Source organism: Paenibacillus sp. FSL R5-0519 (assembly GCF_037974275.1).
Classification (GTDB): Bacteria; Bacillota; Bacilli; order Paenibacillales; family Paenibacillaceae; genus Paenibacillus.
In genome coordinates this window covers 5,048,426-5,073,618 of record NZ_CP150234.1, presented here as the reverse complement: position 1 = coordinate 5,073,618, position 25,193 = coordinate 5,048,426, and the positions used below count along the sequence as shown (strand labels likewise).

Genomic DNA, 25,193 nt, shown 5'->3' with positions numbered 1-25,193 from the left:
TTTGTGCGGTTGATGGTATGATAGATGAATACATAATGTGTAACCAACTCTAGTGATCGGAGGATTGCATAGTGGATCACAGCTTGCACCCGTTGTTTAAGCCGATTCAGATGAATGGAACGTATTCGAACAGTTATTATGTTGAGAAAATACCTGCTACTGGCTTGATGGCATATGTGGCCTGTTATTGGGAATCTGGATCTCTTTCAAGCACATATGAAGATGTTGTTAAGGCAGAGGGTCCAGAGCGATCAATGACGACAGTACCTGCCCGGGTATTGCCGGATGGTTGCACGGACATGCTGATTACATACGATCCCGTCCGTTCAGAGCACGCCTATGCATATTGTGGCAATTATACACAACCATTCACTATACCTGAGCCATCTGATGATGGTCCTCCTGCTGGAGATTATACTTTTGGTGTCCGGTTCTTCCCAGGTGGAGCGCATGTCTTCCATGGCATGCCTCTGGAGTGGTTTACGGATAAGCGAGTTGCCCTACAGGAATGTTGGCCGGAGGGGCTGAACGAGCTTCAGGAACGGATGGCTGAAACGAATAGTTTTGCAGAGCGAGTAGAGGTTATGAACGCGTACTTGAGTCCGTTGTCCGTGCAGGCTAGCACATCCGAGAACGATCTGATGAAAAACGTGTTGCACCGTATTTTTATAGATGGGGGACGTATGAGTGTCCAGGAGCTGGCAATGCGTGAAGTGATCAGTGAACGGCAGTTGCATCGCAGATTCTCGGAATGGGTCGGAATCAGCCCCAAACGATTCAGTGAGGTGGTTCGTTTTCATCGTGTACTGAGCGATATTCATCAGGGGAACACGGCAGACTGGGCCATGCTTGCCCAGAATCATGGTTTTTTTGACCAAGCCCATCTGATTCGGCAATTTCGCAAGTTTTATGGAGAGACTCCGTTGACGGCAGCCAGAGAGCATGGCAGGATGTTGTCCGATTTGTACAATAGATCTGTAGAGTCTTCAGTTATACTAAGATCATGAGTGAGAATAAAAGATAAGGGAGACATCATATATGAATGGAACATTGCAGATTCGGGATCATTTGTTAAATGAACTGGAAACAGGCGTACGGACAGGGGCTTCGTTAATTCGATTGATCCGTCCGGAGGATTGGTCGTATCGTCCACAGGAGAATATGCGTTCATTGGTGGAGCTTGTACATCATTTTATCCAGATCACGGCATCGGATCTTGCCATTATGAAGGAGAAAGGTGAAGCAGAGGTTGGTCTGGTGGAGAATAGCTTGTCCGGGATTCAGGATATCGAGAAGCTGGAAGCAACGTTGTGGAGCAATTTCGAATCCTACAAAGCCTATATCACAGGATTAAGTGAAGAAGATTATCTGAACCGCTCTACCAAAGCTTTCTATATGGAACACGGTCACTTGCAGGCACAATGGCAGATTGAAACGTTAACGCATGTGTTCCACCACCGTTCACAGCTCTATAACTACCTCAAGCAGCAGGGGCATGAATTAAATTTCTACATGCTGTATGCGTAGTTAAACTTATAATATCAAAATAAGCTTAGTTGGCTCCATCGAATGTTCCGGTGGGGCTTTTGGCGTACAGTCGTCTATCAATCTACGGAGTCTATTAAAAATGGACATTATGACAAGGGTAATTCACCGTTGCTTTAATAGATTTCAAACATAGAATATCGTATCAAAGCAAAAGGAGGTGATTTCAAATGGCCATCCTTTTACCGCAACAGATTTACAATTTGGATCCAAGTGTGGGCAAGTCGTACTACGAAGATCTGACTGGAGGAACCAATGCGAGTATTACGGTTAACAACTTTGGTCCGTTCGCAGTTGACCTGGTTGTTACTCGTGTGAATGCACCGGTAATCACGTATTTGATCCCTGCAGGCAACAGCCTTACACTGTCTGTAGACTTGCTGCTCGTCGCTGCGTTATTGACTAGTGCAGCTGGTGCATCTACGGGTACGATTCAAATTGCAACATCTGATTTCTAATGATGTAATGTACTTGTTGAACCTCTGTCGGACATCTTGTCGACAGGGGTTTTTCTTTTTTTTGATGAATAAACATAGATTTAAAGTAATATGGACTGTATAAGTTCAAATAATGAACTAATTTTACTTCAAGAAAGAAGGTGAGAATCTTGGTTATGAAAGCACTCTTAAGAGGTGGAATACCATTCGTCATTATGAGCATGATTGCTCTATTACTTTATTCTCAAGGGAAGTTTTCTGATGCTAAAGGTACATTTGTTGCAAGCCTAATCGCTCTTTTTATCGGTGCTGCATCCGTTATCTATAACATAGAACATTGGAGTTTGACTAAACAAAGCGCTGTTCATTTTATGGTGATGGTTGTAACAATTTATCCTATCCTTATACTAAGTGGCTGGTTTGCGATTACATCTGTAGCCGATGCATTTATAATTTTTTTGATTTTTGTTTTTGTTGGGCTCATTCTATGGTCTGCACTGTTTGCGTTAGCCAAAATTTTTTCTTGGTCATAATAAATGCGTATTACCATTAAACTTTAGTAGTGCTTTATACAGGTTTGTTTACTTTGGCAGTTATTCGATTAATCTAAGGTATAGACGGCACACAGACTTGTGTTGGCATACAGGAGGTTAGTCGATAATGAACAGAACCATTTTATTTGAAACCGAACGGCTGGAGTGTGCGACATGGAACGAAGGGGATCGTGCACTGGCATTTGCGCTTTGGGGCGATCATGAGGTTGCCAAATGGATTAGCAGTAATGGATCGCTGAGTGAGGATGAAGTAGAAGCGAGATTAACACAGGAGATTCAAAGGCAGAAGGAATCGGGGGTGCAGTATTGGCCTTTCTTTGAGAAAGAATCGGAGGTGTTTGTTGGTTGCTGCGGTCTGCGTCCGTATTCGCCAGAAGAGGATATCTATGAACTGGGATTTCATCTAACCCGGGATCACTGGGGGAAAGGGTATGCGCAGGAAGCTGCACAGGCGGTGATTAATTATGCGTTTGACGAAAAGAACGTGAAGGCACTGTTTGCCGGACATCATCCGGATAATGAAGTGTCACGTCATATCTTGATCAAGCTGGGATTCGAGTATACAGGTGATGAACGCTATGAACCCACCGGAAATATGCATCCATCATATATGCTGCGAAAATAAGCAACCCCTGACCAATGGAGGACAGGGGTTGCTTGTTAGGCGATGCTGAATAATACGGTTTTGGTTCCCACAAGTGTAGAGCCGCTGTTCACAAAATAATAGTTGGAGGCGGTATCCAGTGTTAAAGGTCCTGTCCAGGTAATCGTCCCAAATTGACTGCTGAATATGCCTGTTGGCGGGACGTCACTCAAGGCGAGTGTAACTGTCACATTGCCATTCATTGTGGAATTGGTAATGTGAGAGTATCCTCTAACGTTAATGGTACTGTCTGACACACTGTCTACCATGCGTTGAATATTCAAACCGGTATGGACCATGGTGTTGATGCGACTGTGATACAGGTACGTGTTCAGATTGCCCATATGACCGGATTGTACGATATTACCCACGACTCGGGCATTGAGCAGTTGAAACTCAATGGTTGTGAACGGGTCAACCGGAGCAACGTTCTGAAAAATGACATCACCGCTTATAATGGCCCCGTCAGTATAGTTGGTGTGTGTGCTGACGGACGTGCCGTCATTAAACGTTCCTATGACCGTAACAGGACGAGCATCAAATGCAGGCCCTTGAACCAGATAGACATCTTCTGCAGCCTGGCTCGTTTGGATCGTGACGTTGCGGGGGATGGAAGAAGCAAAGTTGGCCAGATCAGAGTTGCCCAGTTGCCATGGACCTAGACCCAGAAGCTGCACATGCCTTGCTGGTGGAATGACAATATCCTCATTGAAGGATGAATTGCCAGCAATGAGAATAATTAGACGGGCTCTCATGCCAAAAGTAACCGCAAGTGGACTATTTGTCGCTGCATCAATAGCAGCCTGGAGAGAATTAAAGGGATCAAAAGGTGATCCGGTGCCCGGTCCTGGAGCACTCGAATCAGCCCAGTAGATCGTCTGTCCCCACTCGAAGTTGGGAGTTCCGCCTTCAGCACCAAGTAACTCAGAAGTTACCAGTCGGTGGGCAGCGACCAATTGTCCAGTGTTATTTTTACCCCACATGGAGATTTCCGTTGAGCTTTCTGCCAAGCCGCCAGTGGTGAAAATAAACTCGAAGCCATTCAGGTTGCCATAGTAGTTCCGGGTGGCAACTGCATTGGGTCCAACTGTTATAGATTCCAGTACATATAAGGTACGTGTTCCGTCCAGAACATATCCTTCGATAAGAACATTTGAGGAGTTAACTGGATCGGCATTATCAATTTTGATCGTTACTGTCTGGGTGGCCCTTTGTCCAGTAAATACAGTGTTGTCAATGGGACCAGATGATATTGTAGCCATTATAATTCCCCCTTTAGAGTAATTCCTTCAAAACAATACGATGTGCTGTCGATAGTTGCCCAGTGTTGTTCTTGCCCCACACTGAAATTTCGGTTAACGCAGCTGCATCTCCACCCGTGGTAAATACATATTCGTATCCATTCAGGTTGGCGTAATAGGTTTGGGAGAAGACTTGTCCGGGATTCAGATTGACCGATTGTTGAACATATAATGTCCGCGTTCCATTAAGAGAATAACCTTCAATGAGTATATTGGACGTATTGATAGAATCGGTGTTGACCATTTTGATGGTGACTTGTTGCGTAGGCCTGCTGCCACCAGAGAGGTTATTCTCGATTGGGCCGGTAGAAAGGACTGCCATAGGTTCATCTCCTTTTTATGAATGTCTTTTCCTGAGAAAAGCTAGAATAGCATATGCTAGAGTAGACGAAATAGTTTGGACTGAGAGACATATGTACTGAAAGTAAAGAAGGTACTGAACCCCTGTCTCAAGAGGATGTATGTTTTCATGCTTTTTTTATTTCGCTTTCAGCTTCTATTAAGGTAGCGGAGGTATGATAACTCTTGTAAACCCCTTCTCGTGTTAAATAGATGTGTGAATGACCCCGCCGGGCGCCGGTGGGGTATTTTTTTTGTTTTATTTTCAAATAAACAAAACTAAACAAAAATAAATAAAAGATTATTTCTTTGTTTGTCATTGACTGTCAAAGATAAACAAAGGTATAATGAATGTGAAAAAAAGAACTTACTATGTGCGTGGCAAGCTTATGATTTTTAATATAAGGAGAGATTGATCATGAACGTGACCCTTACCAACGACAACACACTGGCTGCAGGTTTCGTTATTCCATTTGTTCGAGAGATGGCGGAGATTACACAGCATATGTGGAAGAATGGCTGGGATGAGCGCAATGGAGGCAATGTCAGCTATCTGCTGGAGGAAGAGGAAGTAGCCCAATATATCGATATCCATCATGTGATCCGTAAGATCAAACCGGCATTTTCGGTGCAGGAGCTGGCAGGCAAGTATTTTATCGTGACGGCATCGGGCAAATATTTCAAAAATGTACTCGCTGATCCCGAGAGCAATCTGGGATTGCTGCGTGTATCGCAAGATGGGCAGGAGCTGGAAGTGCTCTGGGGATTGAAGTCGGGGGCGAATCCAACCAGTGAATTACCTACGCATTTCATGAGCCATATTGAACGTCTGAAATTAGACCCGAACCATCGGGTTGTCATGCACAACCATGCCACTCATGTATTGGCCATGACGTTTATCCACGAATTGGATGAGGCCAAATTTACGAAGACCCTCTGGCAGATGTGCACCGAGTGTGTAGTTGTATTCCCGGATGGCATTGGCATTATTCCATGGATGATTCCTGGGTCGAACGAGATAGGCCGCGAAACGGCGGAGAAAATGAAAGAATACCACGCGGTCATCTGGCCGCAACATGGCATCTTTGGAACAGGTACAACGATTGACGAGGCTTTTGGTCTGATTGAGACCATTGAGAAGGCAGCACAGGTGTATATGCTGGTTGCTGGTCACGAGATCCGGCAGAGAATTACGGATGAGCAGCTGATCACCCTGGCGCAAGCGTTTGGTGTCACTCCTCGTCCCGGCATTCTCGGCAGCTAAATATAAGCTGAATAAGGGAGCTGCACAGGTCTGGACAAGGCAGATGCAGGGAAATTACATTGCTGTACAGTCAACGCATAGATCAAGGAAGTGGTCTTTGGTTCATTGAACCGAAGGTCATTTCCTTTTTTTTGACGAGCAAACGTCATTTTGGTTCAAAAAAGTTCAAATTGCTGAACAAGAATGGCTTTGTTATCGATTATTGAATCGTAGAATGCATTATCACACGCTGGCGAAATTCGGGTGAAATGACGTATTGTCAATGGCTCTGCGATTTTGCATAATAACAATGCTTCACAGATGAGAGATGGAAGGAAGTTATGATCATGCTTGGCAAAATGAAGAGAATCTTAATAGGCAAGCCAATGAAATCGGCTGAACTGGATGGAGAAAAATTGGGGAAATGGAAGGCGCTCGCCATCCTGTCCTCGGATGCCCTATCGTCCGTTGCCTACGGTACGGAACAGATTTTGCTGGTGCTCGTTGCGGCCGGATTCGCCGCCCTGTGGTACTCTGTTCCAATTTCGATCGCCGTGCTGGGATTACTCGTCATTTTAATTTTTTCCTATCGCCAGACGATATTTGCTTATCCAACAGGGGGCGGCGCTTATATCGTAGCCAAGGATAACCTGGGTACAACATCCAGTCTGATTGCCGGAGGATCTCTGCTGGTCGATTATATTCTGACCGTTGCGGTAAGTTCGTCCGCAGGCACGGATGCGATTACGTCGGCTTTTCCTATGCTGCATGACTACAGTGTTGTGATTGCACTCATTATGATTATTTTTCTAACGATTATGAATTTACGGGGAGTGACGGAGTCGGCGTCTGTGCTGGCGATCCCCATCTATCTGTTTATCTTTTCGATTGCGGTTCTGATTATCTCGGGCGGAGTCAAGTTTCTTGCCGGGGGGATGGAAGCAGCTGCACCTGAATTCGGAACAAGTCTATCCCATGTGAGTATGTTTTTGTTATTGAAAGCATTCAGCTCCGGCTGTTCTGCCTTGACTGGCGTGGAAGCGGTAAGTAACGCGATCCCGAACTTCAAGCAGCCCGCCGAGAAAAATGCCGCGGGTACGTTACTGCTTATGGGTTGTATATTGGGAGCCATGTTTATCGGCATCACCTTACTGGCTTATGGGTACGGGGTGAAGCCTGATCCCAAAGCAACGGTCATTTCCCAGATTGCTGAAGCGACATTTGGCAGGGGCACGATGTATTTTATCATCCAGGGTGTAACAGCTCTGATCCTGTTCCTGGCAGCCAACACAGCGTATTCGGCTTTTCCGCTGTTATCCTTCATGATGGCGAAGGACAAATACATGCCACATGCATTTATGGTCAGAGGAGATCGCCTTGGTTTCTCGAACGGCATCATTTTTCTTAGTGTGATGTCTGCGTTGCTGGTGGTCGGGTTCAAAGGAAATACGGAAAGCCTGATTCCGCTCTATGCGGTAGGGGTGTTCATTCCATTTACCCTGTCACAGCTCGGTATGATGATTCGTTGGATCAAAGTCAAACCATCTGGCTGGCAGATGAAATTGCTCGTGAATACGATCGGTATGCTGACTACATTATCGATCACCCTGATCTTTATTTTCACTAAGTTCACGCAGACATGGGTCATTTTTATCTTTTTGCCGGTTGTTGTCTATGTGTTCATGCGTATTCACCGTCACTATTGCAACATTGCCGATGAGCTGCGGATTGATATCCAGGTGGATAAGCCAGCCAAAAAAGGCAATACCATCATCATTCCCGTTGCAGGCATTACCCGGGTCGTCATGAATACGATCAGTTATGCGCAGACGATGTCGGATCACGTGGTCGCGCTGTATATTGGATTCGATGATGAGGCCATACGTAAGATGGAGCAGAAGTGGGAGGAGTGGAATCCAGGTGTTCGTCTGGTCGTGATCAAATCGAGATACCGCAGTATTATGGGGCCGCTGAAGAAATTCATTGATACCGTAGAGTGGAAAACGGCCGAGACCGATCACATCACCGTATTGATTCCGCAATTCATCACCAAGCACTGGTGGCAAAATGTACTGCACAACCAGACCAGCTTCATGATCCGGGCCTATCTGATCAATTACAAAGACGTGATTGTCACCACGGTGCCATATCATCTTAATCGTTAACTCGAACGGTTCAACGCTTCACCTCGTTTGGAAGATTTACAGATTAATGTAAAATGAGTCACGTTCTTTAATAGGTATACGTTCATATTCCATTAACACATCGAACCGCAGGGATATCTCCTTAAAGGAGAGTTCATGCGGTTTTTTTGTCGTGTAATCCGGTCTGGATACCGCTTTCTAATGGATGCACATTTACGTAAAGTCCCTTGTCCATGATTAACGTTACGTTGATTCAGAATGAATTTTGCTGTGACATTCGACGCTTACACTAGATAACGTGGTGCTGAAGTGGATGTAACCTTTCACACACACTGAATGCGTGAAACAAGGGGGAAGAAAATCCGATGAGTGAGCTTGATAACCGGATCAGCTTGCCCGCGGCCAAACGGCGTGTATCCGGTACGAGTGAGCGCCGGGCAACCTCGCTGCGTGTGCAGCGAATGCGGGAGAATCTGCTGGCCTATGGTTTCCTGGCACCATCGCTGCTTTTGTTTGCAGTGTTTCTGTTTTACCCGATGTTTAAGTCCATGTACCTCAGTCTGCATTCCACAGATCCGACGGGGCAGATTGCAGCTTATGTAGGACTGGATAACTTCAAGGCGGTGTTCCAATCGGGGCTGTTTATGCAAGGCATGAAAGTGACATTACTATTTGTCCTGTTTACAGTACCTACGGGTATGCTGGCCGCTCTGATTCTGGCTGCACTGACTCACAACCGTTTCAAGGGTATGCGTGTATTCCAATTTGTGTTCTCTCTGCCCGTGGTATTATCCGTCGGTTCGTCAGCCGTGATCTGGAAGTTTCTATTCCATCCGACCCTTGGCATGCTGAATTATCTGCTTGGCAAAGTAGGCATTGACCCAATCCCCTGGCTTACCAGCCCGGATTGGGCATTGATCTCGATTTCCATCATGACAATCTGGATGAACCTTGGATTCAACTACATTATTCTATCCAGTGGTTTGGCAGGCATCCCGGATGAGATTTACGAGAGCGCCAAGATGGACGGTGCAGGACCATTGCTGACGTTTCGCAAAATCTCGATGCCGCTCCTGTCACCAACGTTATTTTTTGTTACGGTCGTATCGATCATTGGCGCTTTTCAATCGTTCGGTCAGATCAACATTCTAACCCGGGGTGGCCCGATGGAGAGTACGAATGTGTTCGTCTATTCCATCTATCAGGAAGCTTTCGTTAATTTCCGCTTTGGTACAGGTAGTGCGCAGGCACTGATCCTGTTCGTGGTGATTATGCTGCTGACCCTGATCCAGTTCAAATGGGTGGAAAGGAAAGTGCATTACCAATGAGTGCGACATGGACCAAAACGCTGTTGTATGGACTACTGACAATCTGTGCAGCACTGGTACTGTATCCGGTGATGTACACCTTTTTCATGGCTGTGATGACGCCGGAAGATGCGAGCGCTTATCCGCCGCATATCATTCCGAATTCCATCGATCTGTCCAACTTTAGCGAAGTATTCGATATTGTTCCGATCGGTCGATTTATCGGCAATACCTTTTTTGTCGCAGGACTGACTACACTTGGTCAATTGATTACAGCGAGTATGGCAGCCTATGCTTTTGCGAAAATGCAGTTCAAAGGCAAAAACGTTATTTTCAGCATGTTTGTCGCTACGATGATGATTCCATGGGAAGTGACGATGATCCCGAATTACCTCACGGTTCGCAGCTGGGGCTGGCTGGATAGTTACCAGGGGCTTACGGTTCCATTTCTGGCAACGGCGTTTGGTACATTCCTGCTCAGACAGTTCTTCATGCAGCTGCCCAAGGAGTTGTTCGAAGCAGCGAGGATCGACGGTTGTGGTCATATTCGTTATTTCATATCGCATGTTCTGCCATTGTCCCGTCCGGCACTGGGTACACTGGCAATCTATTCATTCTTAAGCATGTACAATTCGTATCTCTGGCCGCTGCTGGTGACCAATACACCGGAGATGAGAACCGCACAGATCGGGATCTCCATGCTGGAGTTCCAGGAATCCACCGCGTGGAATCTGGTATTTGCCGGAACCGCAATGGTGATTCTACCATCCTTACTACTCCTGATCTTCGGGTTGAAACAGCTTGTCCGCGGAATGGCCGCAGGCGCATTGAAGGGGTAAGGACAGAAGGTTCTGCAAGTCAATAAGTGTAATGGAAGATCTGAAGGATTTGATCTTAAGTCTTTAATCTAAAGGTTCTGAACAAAAGGTTTTGAATAAAGATTTTGATTAAACCTTGTATCTTCGTACAAGGTCAAAGAACTGGATACCAGGAGCGAATAAAAGAGGCTCGTACTTCAAATAAGATGTTGAAATGAACGACGGTAGTAGTGGAGGGGACGAAATCGAATCTGAAGAAGCGGAGCGTTCGCCTTTATCCCCGGATTTTCCCCTTGAAAGAGGAATGAAAAGAAATCCGGGGATAACAGCGATCAAAAGAACGATTCGTAACCGTAACGGCCATACCGCGTCATCCCCAAGATTTTATGATTACGCGAGCCATATAAAAGGAGAGCGATTTCGGTTGAAAAAAAGAGGAACATTTGCATTAATGCTGGCAGCACTCATGTTGGTTATCTCAGCTTGCGGAACAAAAGCGGAATCAAGCAGCCCGGCGAGTGGAGCTCAAGCAGATGCCGCCGCAGCGGAAACAACACAATTGACATGGTGGCACTCCATGTCCGGGGCTGGGGAGAAAGCCATTAATCAGCTCGCCTCTGATTTTAACGCAAGTCATCCGGACATTCAGGTGAAGCCCATCTATCAAGGGAAGTACGATGAGAGTCTGAACAAACTCAAAGCATCCATGGGCTCAGACAGCGGTCCTGACATTATCCAGGTCTACGAGATCGGCAGCAAGTTCATGATTGATTCAGGCATGATTACGCCGGTACAACAGTTCATCGACAAGGATCAGTTCGATCTGTCCCAACTGGAGCCAAACATCATCCGATACTACACGATTGATGGCAAATTGAACGCCATGCCGTTTAACACATCCAACCCGATTCTGTATTACAACAAGGATATGTTCAAAGCAGCAGGTCTGGACCCGGAGAACCCGCCAAAGACGTATGAAGAGTTTGAGCAAGCTGCAAAAGCACTCGCAAAAGACGGAAAGCCGGGTGCATCCATGGCGATCTATGGCTGGTTTATGGAACAGTTCTTTGCAAACCAGAATGCAGATTATGTAAACAATGGTAACGGAAGAACAGAAGCCGCTACAGAGTCTCTGTTGAATTCCGAAGCAGGAGTGAAGACGTTAACGTGGTGGAAAAAGATGATCGACGAGAAAACCCTCTCCAATCTGGGACGTAGCACAGACGATACAACAGCAGCATTTACAGCTCAGCAGATTGGTATGACTCTGGATTCCACGGCTGGCCTGCGTAAAATCGTAGAAGGTTCAGGTGGCAAGTTTGAACTGGGAACAGGCTTCCTGCCTCGTCCAGTGGATGCCAAAGAAGGCGGCGTTGTGGTGGGTGGAGCAAGCTTGTACATTATGAATAACAAATCAGAAGCACAACAACAAGCGGCATGGGAATTCATCAAATACTTGGCTACACCAGAGGTACAAGCGAACTGGAGCGTTGCGACAGGATACTTCCCTATTACGACAGCAGCTTACAATGAGCAAGTATTAAAGGATAATATGGCGAAGTACCCGCAATTCCAGACAGCCGTCGATCAATTACACGCTTCCGCGGATTCGACAGCAACATCCGGGGCATTAATGGGTGTATTCCCTGAAGCGCGACAACTTGTCGAAGGAGCGATTGAAACGGTTCTGAATGGACAAGGTACACCACAAGAAGCATTGGATGCAGCAGCCAAACAAATTACCGACAAAATTGCGCAGTATAACAGTACGGTGAAGAAATAATTGTAGACTAACTCAAAATAAAGATGCGGCGATCATTCCTGATCGTCGTGTCTTTATGATTTTATGAATTTGACCCTGTGAGACTTAAGTTGGATTTTTCATGATGTATGGAGTCGTATGTGTCATCACAAAATGTCGAAAGAAGATATGCTTTACACTTTGTATGTTAGTTTAAATAACGCAAATTAGTTTTTTATGCACAGGCATGGTAGATATAAGGTTCAAAAAGTCACAATTAGTACCCGTTATTAGTCCTATATGACAGAGAATGATGTGATTTTGTTTATTTTTGTAATGTATATGTTCTATTTTCTTTCATAACGAAGAAATATTATTTACACAGGTCGCTTATTCAGTTATCTTATATTTGAACTAATGTACAAGCTGTCTGAACAAATGATTGTCAAGTTGAAAACATGGGGGTAGGACGAATGAACAACAAGCAAGTGAAACGTTGGGTTCAAGGGTTTCTGGTTTTCGTTCTTGTCGTTACAGGTGCAGCACCAATAGGCGGATTAAGTAGCACCGCATATGCTGAAGAGGAAAGTGTAGTAACGGAAGAGCCACAAACAAGTGATCAGGAGATCTCCATACCAGATGCTGTCCCAACTGAAGAGTTGTCAGACCAAGAGTCACCGACCAATGAAGATGATGTTTTTGATGGATCTGAAAGTGAGGAACCAGCTGAGACGGATAACTCAGAAGTGCAGGAGGCAGACGGGACTGGAATCATATCCATTGCAGATGCGCGAATACTTGCACCAAATACAAATGTAGCCGTCTCAGGTGTCGTAACGTACAGTGAACTCTCCGGAGAATTCACAAATTATTATATCCAAGACGAAGAAGCTGGCATTGTAGTCCGAGCGAAGAATCAAGTTGAGGTGGGGGATCGAATAGAAGTGTATGGTCCAATAACCCATTACAGCGGACTCGTCCAGATCGAGAAGGATAAGTCAGGTTTCACCGAAGGATACATCAAGGTAACTGAGCAAAATGTAACAATCCCCGAACCTAAAAATATGGTGTCCACAGACTTTGTAAGACCAGCAGATCAGAGTAACAAAGGTGCAGGCGAAAAGTATGAGGGAATGTTTGTCGAAGTAAGAGATATTCAGGTAACACGTGGTAGTAGTTCGACATTCTACGCTACGGATAGTGATGGTGCTGAGATTACGATTTATGCCAAAAACTCGCCTACCGCGCTAACTGTCGGCAAAACCTACGAATATGTGCAAGGTGTTCTGACCTTCAACAGTAATTACGGTTTAGAGATTTTGCCTAGAACAGCCGCAGATGTTGTAGAAAATAGCCTGTCTGTGATGGCAAGTGTTCCATCTGGCGGGATTCCCCGAAACAATGAAGTCACATTAACCTCTCCAGCCAAGGGTGCAATTGTACATTACACAATGGATAATACAGAGCCTACTTCTTCTTCCACCGTGTATAGTAGTCCAATAGTGATTGATCAAGACATCGTAATCAAGGCCGTTGCCATTCTTAATGGACAATCCAGTGCAGTGTACACCTTTACGTATCAAGTACTTCCTGATAAAGAAAACTTGCGTATCCATGATATTCAGGGCGCAGGACATACCTCTGTTTTTAACGGATACGATGTTAAGGATATCGAAGGCATTGTTACTTCCGTCGGTACAAGCAGTTTTTACATGCAAGAGCTCCCAGGTGAGATTGACGATGATGTTCGAACCTCCGAAGCCATTCAGGTATATAAACCGAGTCATGGGGTTATTGTTGGCAACCAGGTGAAGGTATCCGGCAAAGTTACGGAATATGGGGCGGTTAACGAATTAACCACCACGCAAATTACAGCAAATACTATTGTAAAAGTGTTAGATAAGGTCGATTTACCTGCACCTGTGAAGTTGGGTGTCAATGGACGAATCATTCCAACAGTGATTGACTCGGATTCTTTTGCAGAATTTAATCCCGAGACGGATGCTATAGACTTCTATGAAAGTTTGGAAGGCATGCGTGTTGAACTGGAAAAGCCTGAAATAATAGGTCCATACTCCAGTCAACCGGGTCTGGCCGTCGTTGTGGATAATGGTGAGAATAATCCACTTCGCACGCCTAATGGTGGTGTTATTCTGACCGATAACAAGAAAGGTGTAAATGAGAGTGATCTCAATCCGCAGCGTCTGTTTATCGGCAAGAAACCTTCCAAAGCAGTAAAAACAGGCGATAAGTTGGATGGTAACGTAATTGGAGTAATGACATATTCTAGTGGTAATTTCAAAGTGAGTCCTGAAGGGAATTTGCCAGTAGTTATCCCGGGAACGACGAAGCAAGCGACTACTTCCATTGAGAAAGCAGCAGACAAACTGACCATCGCCACGTTTAATGTGGAGAATTTCAGCAAAAAAGATGCAACTCGAGCCAATAAAATCGGCAAAATCATCGTGGGTAATCTGAAAACGCCAGACATCATTGGCATTATGGAAGTTCAGGATAACGATGGCGATGCCGACACAGGTACTACAGCAGCTAATGAGAGTTTTCAGACTCTAATTGATGCAATCAAAGCGAACAACGGACCAACATATCGATACAGTGAGATATCTCCGGAAAATAACAAGGATGGCGGAGCACCAGGTGCCAATATTCGTGTAGGATTTCTGTATCAACCGACTCGTGTATCGTTGGCTACTGGTATCGGAAAAGGAAATGCGACAACAGCGATCACAGTCAAAGCAGATGGCAGTCTCTCCAATAATCCGGGTCGCATTGCACCGGGTGACGAGGCGTTCGCCAGCTCTCGCAAACCGCTTGCCGCGGAATTTGAATTCAATGGTGAACGTGTAGTGGTGATTGCCAACCACTTCAATTCCAAAGGCGGAGACCTGAAACCGTTTGGAAGCATACAGCCTGCCACTCGAAGCAGTGAAGTTCAACGTGCGAAGCAAGCTGCATTGGTGAATGGCTTTGTGAAAGATTTACTGAACAAAGACCCTGAAGTAAATGTTGCTGTTCTCGGTGATTTCAATGACTTCCAATTCTCAAATACCTTGAACATTGTTGAGGGTAATGAACTGGACAATCTGGTAAACGAACTGCCAGAAAATCAGCGCTACTCCTATATCTATGACGGTAACTCTCAGACACTGGATCACATTCTGGTGAGTAAAAACCTGACGGAAACGGCAGCCATCGAAGTGGTGCATGTGAATGCCGATTTTGAGGCAGCGGATGGACGGGTGAGTGACCATGATCCACTACTCGCACAATTAAGTATCGGAGAGCCAGTGGAAGAAGGGGACTTCAACCTGCGCGTACTGCACACGAACGATACCCATGCGCATCTGGATAACATTCCGCGCCGAGTTACGGCAATCAAGGAAGCACGCAATGATAACACGTTGGTGCTGGATGCAGGAGACGTATTCTCAGGCACATTATACTTCAATCTGTTTAATGGTCTGGCTGATCTGGAGTTCATGAACATGATCGGATACGATGCCATGACGTTTGGTAATCATGAGTTTGATAAAGGTCCGAGCGTACTGAAAGAATATATTGAGAAAGCAGAATTCCCATTTGTGAGCGCCAATATTGATTATTCAAAAGATGCGAATTTGAGTGGTTTGTACAACAATAACATCGGGAATCCGGGTGAAAAAGCCGAGATCTATCCGGCGATTATTACGGAAGTGAATGGTGAACGAGTTGGTATTTTCGGACTGACGACACCGGACACAGTATCTCTTTCTTCACCGGGAGATGACTTGAAGTTTGTAGATTATAAAGCAAGTGCAAAAGCAACTGTACAGATGCTGCAAAATGAAGGTATCAATAAAATCATTGCTTTGACTCACTTAGGCTACTCAGAGGATCTGAAATTAGCTGAGGGCGTAGAAGGAATCGATATTGTGGTAGGTGGGCATTCACATACCATTCTGAAAGAACCGATTATGGTGGGCAGCCAGGATGAGCCGACATTGGTTGTACAAACTGGTGAATATGACGTATCTCTTGGTCAATTGGATGTTACGTTTAATGAAGCAGGTATATTGAAAAAGTGGAACGGCAAATTGCTGAGTCTGGATGCCAAAGATGCTAACGACCAATTCGTCTATGCTGATGATGTGGAAGCCGCTAACAAGCTGAAAGAATATGCTCCACTGTTGGAACAATTCAAGAAAACCGTTATTGGTAAAACGAATGTCTTCCTGGATGGAGAACGTGGTACTGTGCGGAAACAGGAAACCAATCTAGGAAACCTGATGACCGACGGCATGTTGGAGAAAGTGAAATCCATTGTGCAGGAGAATGATGTCAAAGGATACGTCGCGATCCAGAACGGCGGTGGCATTCGAGCCTCATTCCAGACAGGTGACATTACGCTGGGCAATCTCCTGACTGTGATGCCATTCGGGAATAATCTGTCTGCGTTGAAAATGACGGGCAAGGAAATCACAGCCGCGCTGGAAAATGGGGTTAGCGGAGTGGAAACGGGAGAAGGGCGCTTCCCGCAAGTGGCAGGCATGCGGTTCTACTACGATTCCACGAAACCAGGCGAAAAAATTGATGCCACAACCAACACCGTAACCCAAGTCGGTCAACGTGTAGTCAAAGTTCAGATTAAAAATGCAGATGGTACGTACTCGAATATCGATCCGAACGGGTATTATATCGTTGCTACCAATTCATTCATGGCTAACGGTGGAGACTTCTATCGTGCTATGAGAACGGCGAAAGATGATAATCGGTTCTACGAATTGAATCTGGTCGATTATGAAATCTTCCACGAACATCTGGACCGTGTAGGTACAGTTAATCAAGTGACAGAGGGACGCAGTACGGATCTGAAGGGCGCGCCACTCCCCGGGGACGGAAATGGAAGCAATCCTGGTAATGGTGGCGGCAATAATGGAAGTAATCCGGGCAGTGGTAACAGTGGTGGAGGGTCTACAACACCTACTCAGCCGGTAACTCCAACCACGCCGACTACACCAACGAACCCTACGAACCCAACTACGCCAGCCGTTCCTGGCAATGGAGGAGGTACGAACCCAACCACTCCGGTCGTAGACCTGAAAGATATCGGGAATCACTGGGTTACGGCTGCCATTGAGCAAGCCATTTCCCGGGGAATTGTGAACGGGTATCAAGATGGTAACTTCCGTCCAAATGCACCAGCCACACGTGCTGAATTCATTGTTATGCTGGCAAGAGCATTTGAACTTCCGGCCAGCAATAAGGCATTGACGTTTAAGGATGCTGCTGGCATACCTACGTGGGCGCAATCCTTTATTGCTCAGGCAGTGGAGCAAGGCATCATTAGCGGGTATACGGATGATACCTTCCGTTCATCGGGCAAAGTATCCCGTGTAGAGATGACGGTTATGCTCGTCAGAGCACTCGGTCTTCCGGTACAGTCCAATCCGGCACTCAGCTTTGCGGACGCAGATAAAGTACCAACATGGGCTGTTCCATATATCGCTGCTGCTTATGATGCAGGACTGGTGAAGGGAACGGGGCAAAATAGATTTAACCCACTTGCCGAAGCAACACGTGCTGAAGTGGTGACCTTGCTGTTGTCAGCAAGTGAATTGCAAAAGCAATAAACGCATATACAGACGGTTTAGAACAGCTCGCAGGCTTCCATCTGCGAGCTATTTTTTTACTAATTAATGCCTGTTCATTTTCACCAAGTGAAGGTATAGTAGACAGGATTATATTGAAGGAGTGTTGACGAAATGCAAGAACAACCCGTATTAATCGCACTATTTGCCATCGCGGCAGGAATTTTTAGTTTGCTCGGTGGTATCAACAATTGGGACTGGTTTATGAAGAGTTTTCGAGCAGGGATTTTTGTGAAGACCATTGGACGGCAGGGCGCAAGAGTGGTATATGGTATTCTCGGTGTTGTCATGATTGTCATTGGTGTATTACTGCTACTGATTGATAAAGTGTAGGAATAGAGAAGAATAGAGAAGAATAGAAAAGAAAAAATTTGTAGAGCCTGAGTACATAATTCAGTTTCACAGTCTTTAATGTAGAAGGTAACAATTAGTACGTCTAGCTTTATGCTTGAGATTTTCGAGACTAGTTAGGGTGTGGAGATTAGCATTTTAAAATGTCTTGAGCCCAACCCTTTATAATCTGGGGAAAGGGAGCCAATTTTTCTAAGGAACTCAGGACGCCTTATTTCGCCTTCAGCTCTTCTTTTTACAATGTAAGGTCCATCAGGCACGTTATTTACTGGAATCTCTAATAAAAAGAATGCAAATGACTGTTTTATTCTGATATAGGATGTCCCAGGTTCTTTAGATTACTGGAGTCACTTGATATCCTTGAATAAGGCATCTCCGATTCGTTACTCAAAAAGACCACCGAAAAATTTCGGTGGTCTTTTTACCAAATTAAGGTTTAACCATCTCAAACTGGTTTAATTATCTTTTAAATCTTCAATAGAGTTGATGTCCATATAGGTCGGTACAACCAGACCTGTTTTGGCACCGTCCATATTCGGACCGAGATCATCGATCTGATCCTTATACTTGTTGTAATAATCGGATGAAGTAAGTGGTAACCACGCAGCTGGGGTAGCATCTACATCACCATTGGCGATTCCAGTCCACATTGGACCGATTTCAACTTGAAGAGAAGTTACGTTGTAACCGAGTTTTTCCTTCAGAACATACTCCAGCAAGTTGGTACTTGCAATTTCGGAGTCCCAAGCTACATAACTTAGTTTGATGGGGTCACCATTCACTGGAGTTAGACCTTTGGTCCACTCAGCCACCTGGTCACTATGCTTTTCTGCATAAGCGGCAGCAGCTTGCTGAGCATCTTCTCCATTTTGAATAGCGATCATTATTTCACCCATCTCATCAGCTGTCCAAGAGAAGCGATCAAGGAATTCATAAGCGACAGGTTTGTCTTCCTTTAACCCTTTACGGGCAATGGTATGAATCTGTTCGGCTTCACCGTAGACGCCTTCTGGATCCTCCAGATATTTCAGATCATATGCGTTGAACATCCAATGTGGTGTCCAGCCAGTAACGATAACCGGTTCCTTATTTTTTACTGCTTTATCCAGCGTAGCTGTCATTGCGGCTCCTGAACCTTCAACCAGTTTCCAGTCAGACAAACCATATTTCTCAATGGCGCTTGCTGTAGATCTCATAATTCCGGCACCCGGATCGATACCGATAATTTGATGATTGACCTCTTTACCTACATTGGCACTTGCCGATGGAGTGGAGGTAGAAGCAGCCCCTGTCTCCAGATCTGCAATGGAATTTACATCCGTCATGTATTTAGGAACCACGAGGCCTGTACGTACACCCGTCATGTTGGCACCCAGGTCGTCGACCTGGTCTTTATAACGTTCCCAGTAGTCAGCGTGTGTCAATGGCAACCAAGCTGCTGGAGAGGCATCTACATCGCCTGAGGCAACACCTGTCCACATTGGCCCTGCTTCTACTTGCAGAGCGTTAACTTTGTAACCAAGTTCGTTTTCCATCACATATTTCAGCAAGTTGGTACTTGCGATTTCGGAATCCCAAGCCACATAGCTTAGTTTAAATGCATCACCGTTCACGGGAGTCAGACCTTTGGTCCACTCAGCAACCTGATCAGCATGCTTCTCGGCATATGCTTTAGCTGCTTCTTCAGGAGAGGTACCTTCCTGAATGGCAGTCATCATTTCACCCATTTCATCGGATGTCCACTTAAATCGGGACAGGAATTCATACGCAACAGGGTGATCTTCTTTCAGACCTTTACGGGCGATGGTATGAATTTCTTCCGCATCACCAAAAGATTTCTCTGGATCTTCCAAATATTTCAGGTCATATTTGTTGAACATCCAGTGTGGAGTCCAACCTGTAATGATGATAGGTTCTTCATTTTTGATTGCTTTGTCCAGCGTGGCCGTCATGGCTGCACCAGAGCCTTCAATCAGAGTCCAGTCAGTCAGCTTGTAGTCTTCAATCGCTTTTGCAGCGGACTTCATGATACCCGCCCCTGGATCAATACCAATAATCTGATAATTAACTTCTTTACCCACAGCGTTGGCTGCTGAATTGTTGCCACCAGCGGAAGTTGTGCCACCAACGAAGTATTGTGAGAAACCAGCGACAAGCACAAGGAATGTTGCCGCAGCCGTGATCCATGCTTTTTGCTTTGCTGTAACGCGTGAGGTCTTTTTGCGACCTGGCATAAACAGATTTTGTGTAAAACGGTCCAATACAATCGCGAGTACAACAACGGCAAGACCGGCTTCAAAACCTTTACCGATTTGCAGTTGGGTTACCGCACGATAGACTTCCGCACCAATACCTTGTGCACCGATCATGGATGCAATAACAACCATGGACAATGACAACATGATCGTCTGGTTAATACCGGACATCACGGTAGGCAAAGCAAGTGGAAGCTGTACTTTGAACAACTTCTGCATGGAGGTTGAGCCGAATGCATCGGCTGCTTCAACCAATTCGCCAGATACTTGTCTGATACCCAGATGAGTCAAACGAATCGTTGGTGGAATCGCAAAAATAACGGATGCGATAACACCTGGAACGACACCAAGGCTAAAGAATGTAACCGCAGGCAGCAAGTAGACAAATGCAGGCATTGTCTGCATGAAGTCAAGCAGCGGTGTGATTATGCGTGCTGCAGTTTTACTGTATGCCAGCCAGATTCCGACCGGAACACCAATCAGAATGGAGATTAATCCTGAAGTGATAACCAGGCCGAGTGTGTCCATGGATTGGGACCAGTACCCAAGGTTATCTACCAGCAAGAATCCAATCACCGTAAATAGTGTCAATGGGAGGCGACCGACGAGGAACGCTAGAACACCCAGTATCGCAATGAACAGAAGTGGATGGGGCAACATGAACAGCCCGGAGAAGAATCCGACTACTGCTTGAATAACAACAGAGATTACATTAAACAATCCGGAGAGCGAGGAGCTCATCCAGTCAACGATGGATTCAATCCACGATGCTAGTGGTATTTTGGGAATCATTCACAAGTTCCTCCTTTACTGCAACTTCACCGCTAAGTGCACCCAGCAGGGCACCGCGGACGATAACACCTTGCAGACGGCCATTCTCACCAACAACAGCGAGCGGCACATGGGCTGAACTTACCATTTCGAACAATTCATGAATCAGGGTCTCAGGCGCAACTGTAGGCCCGTCCGTGATCAGAATGTCGTTTAATACTTTATTTTCGCGCATCGCACGGGTAGCATCTTCAGCTGTGATGACACCAAGCAGTTTTTTCGAACGGTCAATGACAAACAGGTTGGAAATTCCGCGTTCGCGCATTAATTCGAGGGCAACACGAGGACCACGATCAAGTGTAATCGTTTCAGGGCGACGCATTACGTGGGATGCTGTAAGGACCTTGGACAGATCCACGTCTTCGACGAAGCGGGCCACGTATGAGTTGGCCGGTTGAATCATAATTTCTTCCGGTGTACCAATCTGCACAACTGCGCCGTCTTTCATGAGGGCAATACGATCGCCGATGCGCAGCGCTTCGTCCAAGTCATGGGTAATGAAAATAATCGTCTTTTTCATTTTATCCTGAAGCTCGATCAACTCATCTTGCATATCACGACGAATCAATGGATCAAGTGCACTGAAGGCTTCATCCATTAGTAGTACTTCCGGGTCATTGGCAAGTGCACGCGCCAAGCCAACACGTTGCTGCATCCCGCCACTGAGTTCATCTGGCATTTTGTCTTCCCAGCCTTTCAGGCCAACCAGCTCAAGTGAGGTTTTTGCCTTCTCCCGGCGAACTTCCTTATCTACTTTTTGTATTTCCAATCCATACTCCACATTATCAAGAACGGTACGGTGCGGGAATAACGCAAACTTTTGAAAGACCATGCTGATCGTTTTCCGGCGCACTTCGCGCAATTGTTCTTTGTTCATCTTGCGTAGATCCTTACCATGGACCAGGATTTCTCCGGATGTTGGCTCAATCAGACGATTGAACATCCGAACCAGTGTGGATTTACCACTCCCGGACAGCCCCATAATAACGAAAATTTCGCCTTCCTTAATATCCATGTTGACCCGGTTTACACCAACCGTTATCTGTTTTTCTTTGGCCAACTTTTCTTTGCCCCAACCTTGCTCCAGTAATTGTAGACCTTGCTCGGTTTGGGGTCCAAACAATTTACTTACGTTTTTCACTTCAAGTATGGTCATGTTTTCACCCCTTCTGATGTGTTGTGCACTTCGAACGGCTTTCAGCATCCATAAGCCCATACACTTATGCGCCCAGCCACGAAATCCGGTAATTGTTGCTTCGCTTCCCGTCTTTCTGGGTAACGTTTTTAATACTAACAATACTTAACCAGTATATCAACCGAATAAACAGTACATAATGTTTGTACAGTAAAAACTGTACAAAGTTTTTCGTCCATATACTCCGTCGTTCTCCTTATTTTGGCTAATAAGGCACCTTTACATTTGACATTGCTTTTCCTACAATAGAAAATGAGCTGAATTGGAGCTTGATTTTTTGGTTAAAAGATAGTCGTAGGCAATTGTAGCCTGGTAAAGTTCCCATTTTCATACATTGGGTGAAAGAAGCCCTCTGGCATATAGGATGTCCGGCCGGATGCTTTCCCATGTAAGCAGGACTTTTAAAGGTTTGCAATGATTTTGCCAAGACTGTGGAATGTTCAGAATGGAGGTTGCAAGCATGGGCTTGGACCATTTACAAGAGGAACAGCAAGCAACCGTGCTGAAGATTCGGAAACGCGTCATTGAAGCCATCGGACGTAATATGGATCTTTACGGTGTTACGCTGTCTACGGGACACTTATATGGATTGCTATTTTTTGCAGACAAACCAATGACCCTTGACGATATGGGACGGGAAATGGAAATGAGCAAAACGAGTATGAGTACAGGTGTACGAACACTGCTGGATTTGAAAATGGTAAACAAAGTGTGGAGCAAAGGCTCCAGAAAAGACCTATATGAAGTGGAATATGACTGGCATCAGACGTTTACGGATTATTTTGCGATCAAATGGAAAAAAGCCGTGGAGAGTAACCTTCAGATTCTGCGAAAATCAATTGAAGAAATGAATCGGTTAGTCGAAGATCTGGATGAACAGGCAGATGCAGAACTGATCCACATCCTGATGGAAGACAAACATAAGATTTTGCAAGCGGAAGCATACTACAAATGGTTGGATCGATTGATTGATACCATGGAAAATGAAGAGATATACAAACTTGTTCCGAAGGAAGAGATCCAGGAACATTCATAATTACATGCAAAGGGCCCTTTCCGATACAGGAGGGGCCCTTTGGTTTGTTATATATTCTTTCTATATATAAATGAAAGAATGCGATGGAAAAACTACACTCCACATCGTTTCAAGCTGATATTCACATTTAATGTCCAATCAGACCTGCATGAGGAAAGGCTACAGGCTGCTGTGAAATCTGTTGCAGTTCATTCAGTATCTGCATTTGGCCAGCCGGAGTCCAGCATAACTGTTGCCAATTCGAGATATCATGAACGCTACCTTGTAACACGGCAGGGGAACGATTCCAGGAAGCTGTTTGCTTCATGCGCCTGAACACCTTTTCACTGGCAGGCTCAAGCGAAGCACGGTGAATCAACAGGTAATCCGTGTCCAGCACGGGGATACTATCTGCTGCATAATCATACCGGGAGATGTCGGGAGATATAAGCTGGGCAGGGTGCAGTCCCAATTCTGCATACAACAAGTGATTTAATGGATGCTCGCCAGTTCCTTGTAAGCGAATGAACTGATTCGTGACCTCCATCAGAGCCAATCGTTTTTGTCCGAAATAGGATTGTAGGTTCAGGCTTGCTTCAAGCTTGCGAAACTCAAGTTCCTTGAAATTCAGCAACGCTTGTTTCTCGCGTCCGACCAGTTCGGCTATGCGAATATGGTTCTCCTTCCAGTCATCCGTGGATTCCAAGATGACGGTGGGAGCAATATTTTTCAGTCGATCGTAATAGGGCTTGTGGTAAAAGTCACTGATGATCAGGTCTGTCTTCGCCTGCCGAAGTTGATCTACTTGTCTGGTTAATCGGCGTTCATGTTCATATTCATCCGATTCCCGGTCAAAAACTCCTTCCAGCACAGCTACAGGACGCAATCCAAGCGAAGTCAGATTCTGATCGAATCCCATGATGGATGCCGTAGCTACGCGAAGTTGATCTCTTTTCATATATACGCTGGGAGCAATCCCCAAGGTTTGTTTGAATTTGCGGCTAAAATAATACTCGTTGCCATACCCGACAGATATCGCGACGTCTTTAAGGACACAATTTTCCGCTGTTAGCTGTTTTTTGGCTTCGTCTATACGTAAGCGATTCAGGTAATCGGTCGGCGACATGCCTTTGGCTTTCTTGAAGCTGCGTGAATAGGAGCTGGGTGTAAGACCGGCAATCTTGGCAAGCTGGTCCATGCTGATTCCTTCACTCATGTAGCGTCGCATATATATAATGCTGCGTTCCAAGGCAGGGTCCACTTTCTCATGATTGACTTCCAGCCGGTTCTCCGAGAGGAACTGCAGTAGTTCATGCAGCTGGCTATGTATGCTGATAAAGTGATCTGGCTGACGGCCGCGATAGGTTTCGTACAGTTGTTCCACTCGTGATACAGCATGCTGCTCGTGACGAACTAGCAACCTGCCTGTTTGCCAATCCAGCGGAAAGCCAGGTGAAGAGGTCATTTTCCACTCGCCTCTCACTTGCTGCAAACGAACGGTATCCATGCTTAGCAAAATACATTCGGTCACCTTCGAGCGAGCAGCGGCCTCGATAGTTGTACCTGGCTTCAGTACATATATGCTGCCCGCTTGAGCCGGATAGGCTGTATCATTCAGGACCAGAACACCGTCTCCTTGTAAAATAAGACAGAGCATGGGCCGGGACACCGTCTTACCTTGCACACGGAAATTCTCCCCGCGACGCATACGGCACATGGAGGAGAGGAGTGGTAAAGATGAGGTTTCAGCAATGAAGGGAAACTGTTCAGTCATACGGACCATCCTTTTGTCTTATTTTTCTTAATGATAACAATTATCATTCTCA

Annotated in this window: 18 protein-coding genes; 13 read left to right on the top strand and 5 right to left on the bottom strand. The window is 45.6% G+C overall.

The window, feature by feature from the left end; all coding sequences use genetic code 11:
* The first annotated feature begins 71 nt into the window (after positions 1 to 71).
* The 5 genes from MKY73_RS22960 to MKY73_RS22940 all read left to right on the top strand — a co-directional run bounded on the left by MKY73_RS22960 (position 72) and on the right by MKY73_RS22940 (position 3,161).
* The gene (locus MKY73_RS22960) at positions 72 to 1,007 is read left to right on the top strand and encodes a helix-turn-helix domain-containing protein (RefSeq protein WP_339303601.1); all 936 of its coding nucleotides are present in this window, start codon (positions 72 to 74) and stop codon (positions 1,005 to 1,007) included.
* A gap of 31 nt (positions 1,008 to 1,038) precedes the next feature.
* The gene (locus MKY73_RS22955) at positions 1,039 to 1,527 is read left to right on the top strand and encodes a DinB family protein (protein ID WP_339303600.1); all 489 of its coding nucleotides are present in this window, start codon (positions 1,039 to 1,041) and stop codon (positions 1,525 to 1,527) included.
* Positions 1,528 to 1,715: 188 nt separating this feature from the next.
* Positions 1,716 to 2,003 carry a hypothetical protein gene (locus MKY73_RS22950; RefSeq protein ID WP_339240332.1) on the top strand — a complete coding sequence of 96 codons (288 nt, stop codon included), beginning with the start codon at positions 1,716 to 1,718 and terminating at the stop codon, positions 2,001 to 2,003.
* A 155-nt stretch (positions 2,004 to 2,158) separates the two neighbouring features.
* Positions 2,159 to 2,515: a DUF3021 family protein gene (locus tag MKY73_RS22945; protein ID WP_339308704.1), complete on the top strand. Its 357-nt coding sequence runs from the start codon at positions 2,159 to 2,161 to the stop codon at positions 2,513 to 2,515.
* A gap of 127 nt (positions 2,516 to 2,642) precedes the next feature.
* Positions 2,643 to 3,161 carry a GNAT family N-acetyltransferase gene (locus tag MKY73_RS22940; RefSeq protein WP_339303599.1) on the top strand — a complete coding sequence of 173 codons (519 nt, stop codon included), beginning with the start codon at positions 2,643 to 2,645 and terminating at the stop codon, positions 3,159 to 3,161.
* A 35-nt stretch (positions 3,162 to 3,196) separates the two neighbouring features.
* On the opposite strand, the gene MKY73_RS22935 is transcribed toward MKY73_RS22940, so the two are convergent.
* On the bottom strand, positions 3,197 to 4,441 hold the full coding sequence (locus MKY73_RS22935; protein WP_339303598.1) for a hypothetical protein: 1,245 nt from the start codon (positions 4,439 to 4,441) through the stop codon (positions 3,197 to 3,199).
* Between the two features lie 13 nt (positions 4,442 to 4,454).
* Positions 4,455 to 4,802: a hypothetical protein gene (locus MKY73_RS22930; RefSeq protein WP_339303597.1), complete on the bottom strand. Its 348-nt coding sequence runs from the start codon at positions 4,800 to 4,802 to the stop codon at positions 4,455 to 4,457.
* Positions 4,803 to 5,237: 435 nt separating this feature from the next.
* On the opposite strand from MKY73_RS22930, the gene rhaD reads away from it, so the two are divergent.
* The 7 genes from rhaD to MKY73_RS22895 all read left to right on the top strand — a co-directional run bounded on the left by rhaD (position 5,238) and on the right by MKY73_RS22895 (position 18,053).
* Positions 5,238 to 6,083, top strand: coding sequence for a rhamnulose-1-phosphate aldolase (gene rhaD, locus MKY73_RS22925; RefSeq protein ID WP_339303596.1), 846 nt, complete (start codon positions 5,238 to 5,240; stop codon positions 6,081 to 6,083).
* A gap of 326 nt (positions 6,084 to 6,409) precedes the next feature.
* Complete coding sequence (locus MKY73_RS22920) at positions 6,410 to 8,227, top strand: APC family permease (RefSeq protein ID WP_339303595.1); 1,818 nt, start codon at positions 6,410 to 6,412, stop codon at positions 8,225 to 8,227.
* A gap of 344 nt (positions 8,228 to 8,571) precedes the next feature.
* A complete protein-coding gene (locus tag MKY73_RS22915; protein WP_339303594.1) occupies positions 8,572 to 9,534 on the top strand; it encodes a sugar ABC transporter permease in 963 nt (320 codons plus the stop codon).
* On the top strand, positions 9,531 to 10,352 hold the full coding sequence (locus tag MKY73_RS22910) for a carbohydrate ABC transporter permease (protein WP_339303593.1): 822 nt from the start codon (positions 9,531 to 9,533) through the stop codon (positions 10,350 to 10,352). Before MKY73_RS22915 ends, MKY73_RS22910 begins: the two co-directional genes overlap by 4 nt.
* 403 nt (positions 10,353 to 10,755) lie before the next feature.
* Positions 10,756 to 12,114: an ABC transporter substrate-binding protein gene (locus MKY73_RS22905; RefSeq protein ID WP_339303592.1), complete on the top strand. Its 1,359-nt coding sequence runs from the start codon at positions 10,756 to 10,758 to the stop codon at positions 12,112 to 12,114.
* A gap of 431 nt (positions 12,115 to 12,545) precedes the next feature.
* Positions 12,546 to 17,702 carry a 5'-nucleotidase C-terminal domain-containing protein gene (locus tag MKY73_RS22900; RefSeq protein WP_339303591.1) on the top strand — a complete coding sequence of 1,719 codons (5,157 nt, stop codon included), beginning with the start codon at positions 12,546 to 12,548 and terminating at the stop codon, positions 17,700 to 17,702.
* 132 nt (positions 17,703 to 17,834) lie between these two features.
* A complete protein-coding gene (locus MKY73_RS22895) occupies positions 17,835 to 18,053 on the top strand; it encodes an immunity 17 family protein (protein ID WP_339240345.1) in 219 nt (72 codons plus the stop codon).
* Between the two features lie 473 nt (positions 18,054 to 18,526).
* On the opposite strand, the gene MKY73_RS22890 is transcribed toward MKY73_RS22895, so the two are convergent.
* Together MKY73_RS22890 and MKY73_RS22885 are read right to left on the bottom strand one after the other, a co-directional pair.
* On the bottom strand, positions 18,527 to 21,118 hold the full coding sequence (locus tag MKY73_RS22890) for a glycine betaine ABC transporter substrate-binding protein (RefSeq protein WP_339303590.1): 2,592 nt from the start codon (positions 21,116 to 21,118) through the stop codon (positions 18,527 to 18,529).
* Positions 21,084 to 22,313: a glycine betaine/L-proline ABC transporter ATP-binding protein gene (locus tag MKY73_RS22885; RefSeq protein ID WP_339240348.1), complete on the bottom strand. Its 1,230-nt coding sequence runs from the start codon at positions 22,311 to 22,313 to the stop codon at positions 21,084 to 21,086. Before MKY73_RS22885 ends, MKY73_RS22890 begins: the two co-directional genes overlap by 35 nt.
* A 499-nt stretch (positions 22,314 to 22,812) precedes the next feature.
* On the opposite strand from MKY73_RS22885, the gene MKY73_RS22880 reads away from it, so the two are divergent.
* On the top strand, positions 22,813 to 23,388 hold the full coding sequence (locus MKY73_RS22880; RefSeq protein ID WP_339303589.1) for a GbsR/MarR family transcriptional regulator: 576 nt from the start codon (positions 22,813 to 22,815) through the stop codon (positions 23,386 to 23,388).
* 127 nt (positions 23,389 to 23,515) lie between these two features.
* Here MKY73_RS22880 and MKY73_RS22875 read toward each other — a convergent pair whose 3' ends face one another.
* Entirely contained in the window at positions 23,516 to 25,141 is a 1,626-nt protein-coding gene (locus MKY73_RS22875) for a helix-turn-helix domain-containing protein (RefSeq protein WP_339303588.1), read from the bottom strand.
* Between the last annotated feature and the right edge of the window lie 52 nt (positions 25,142 to 25,193).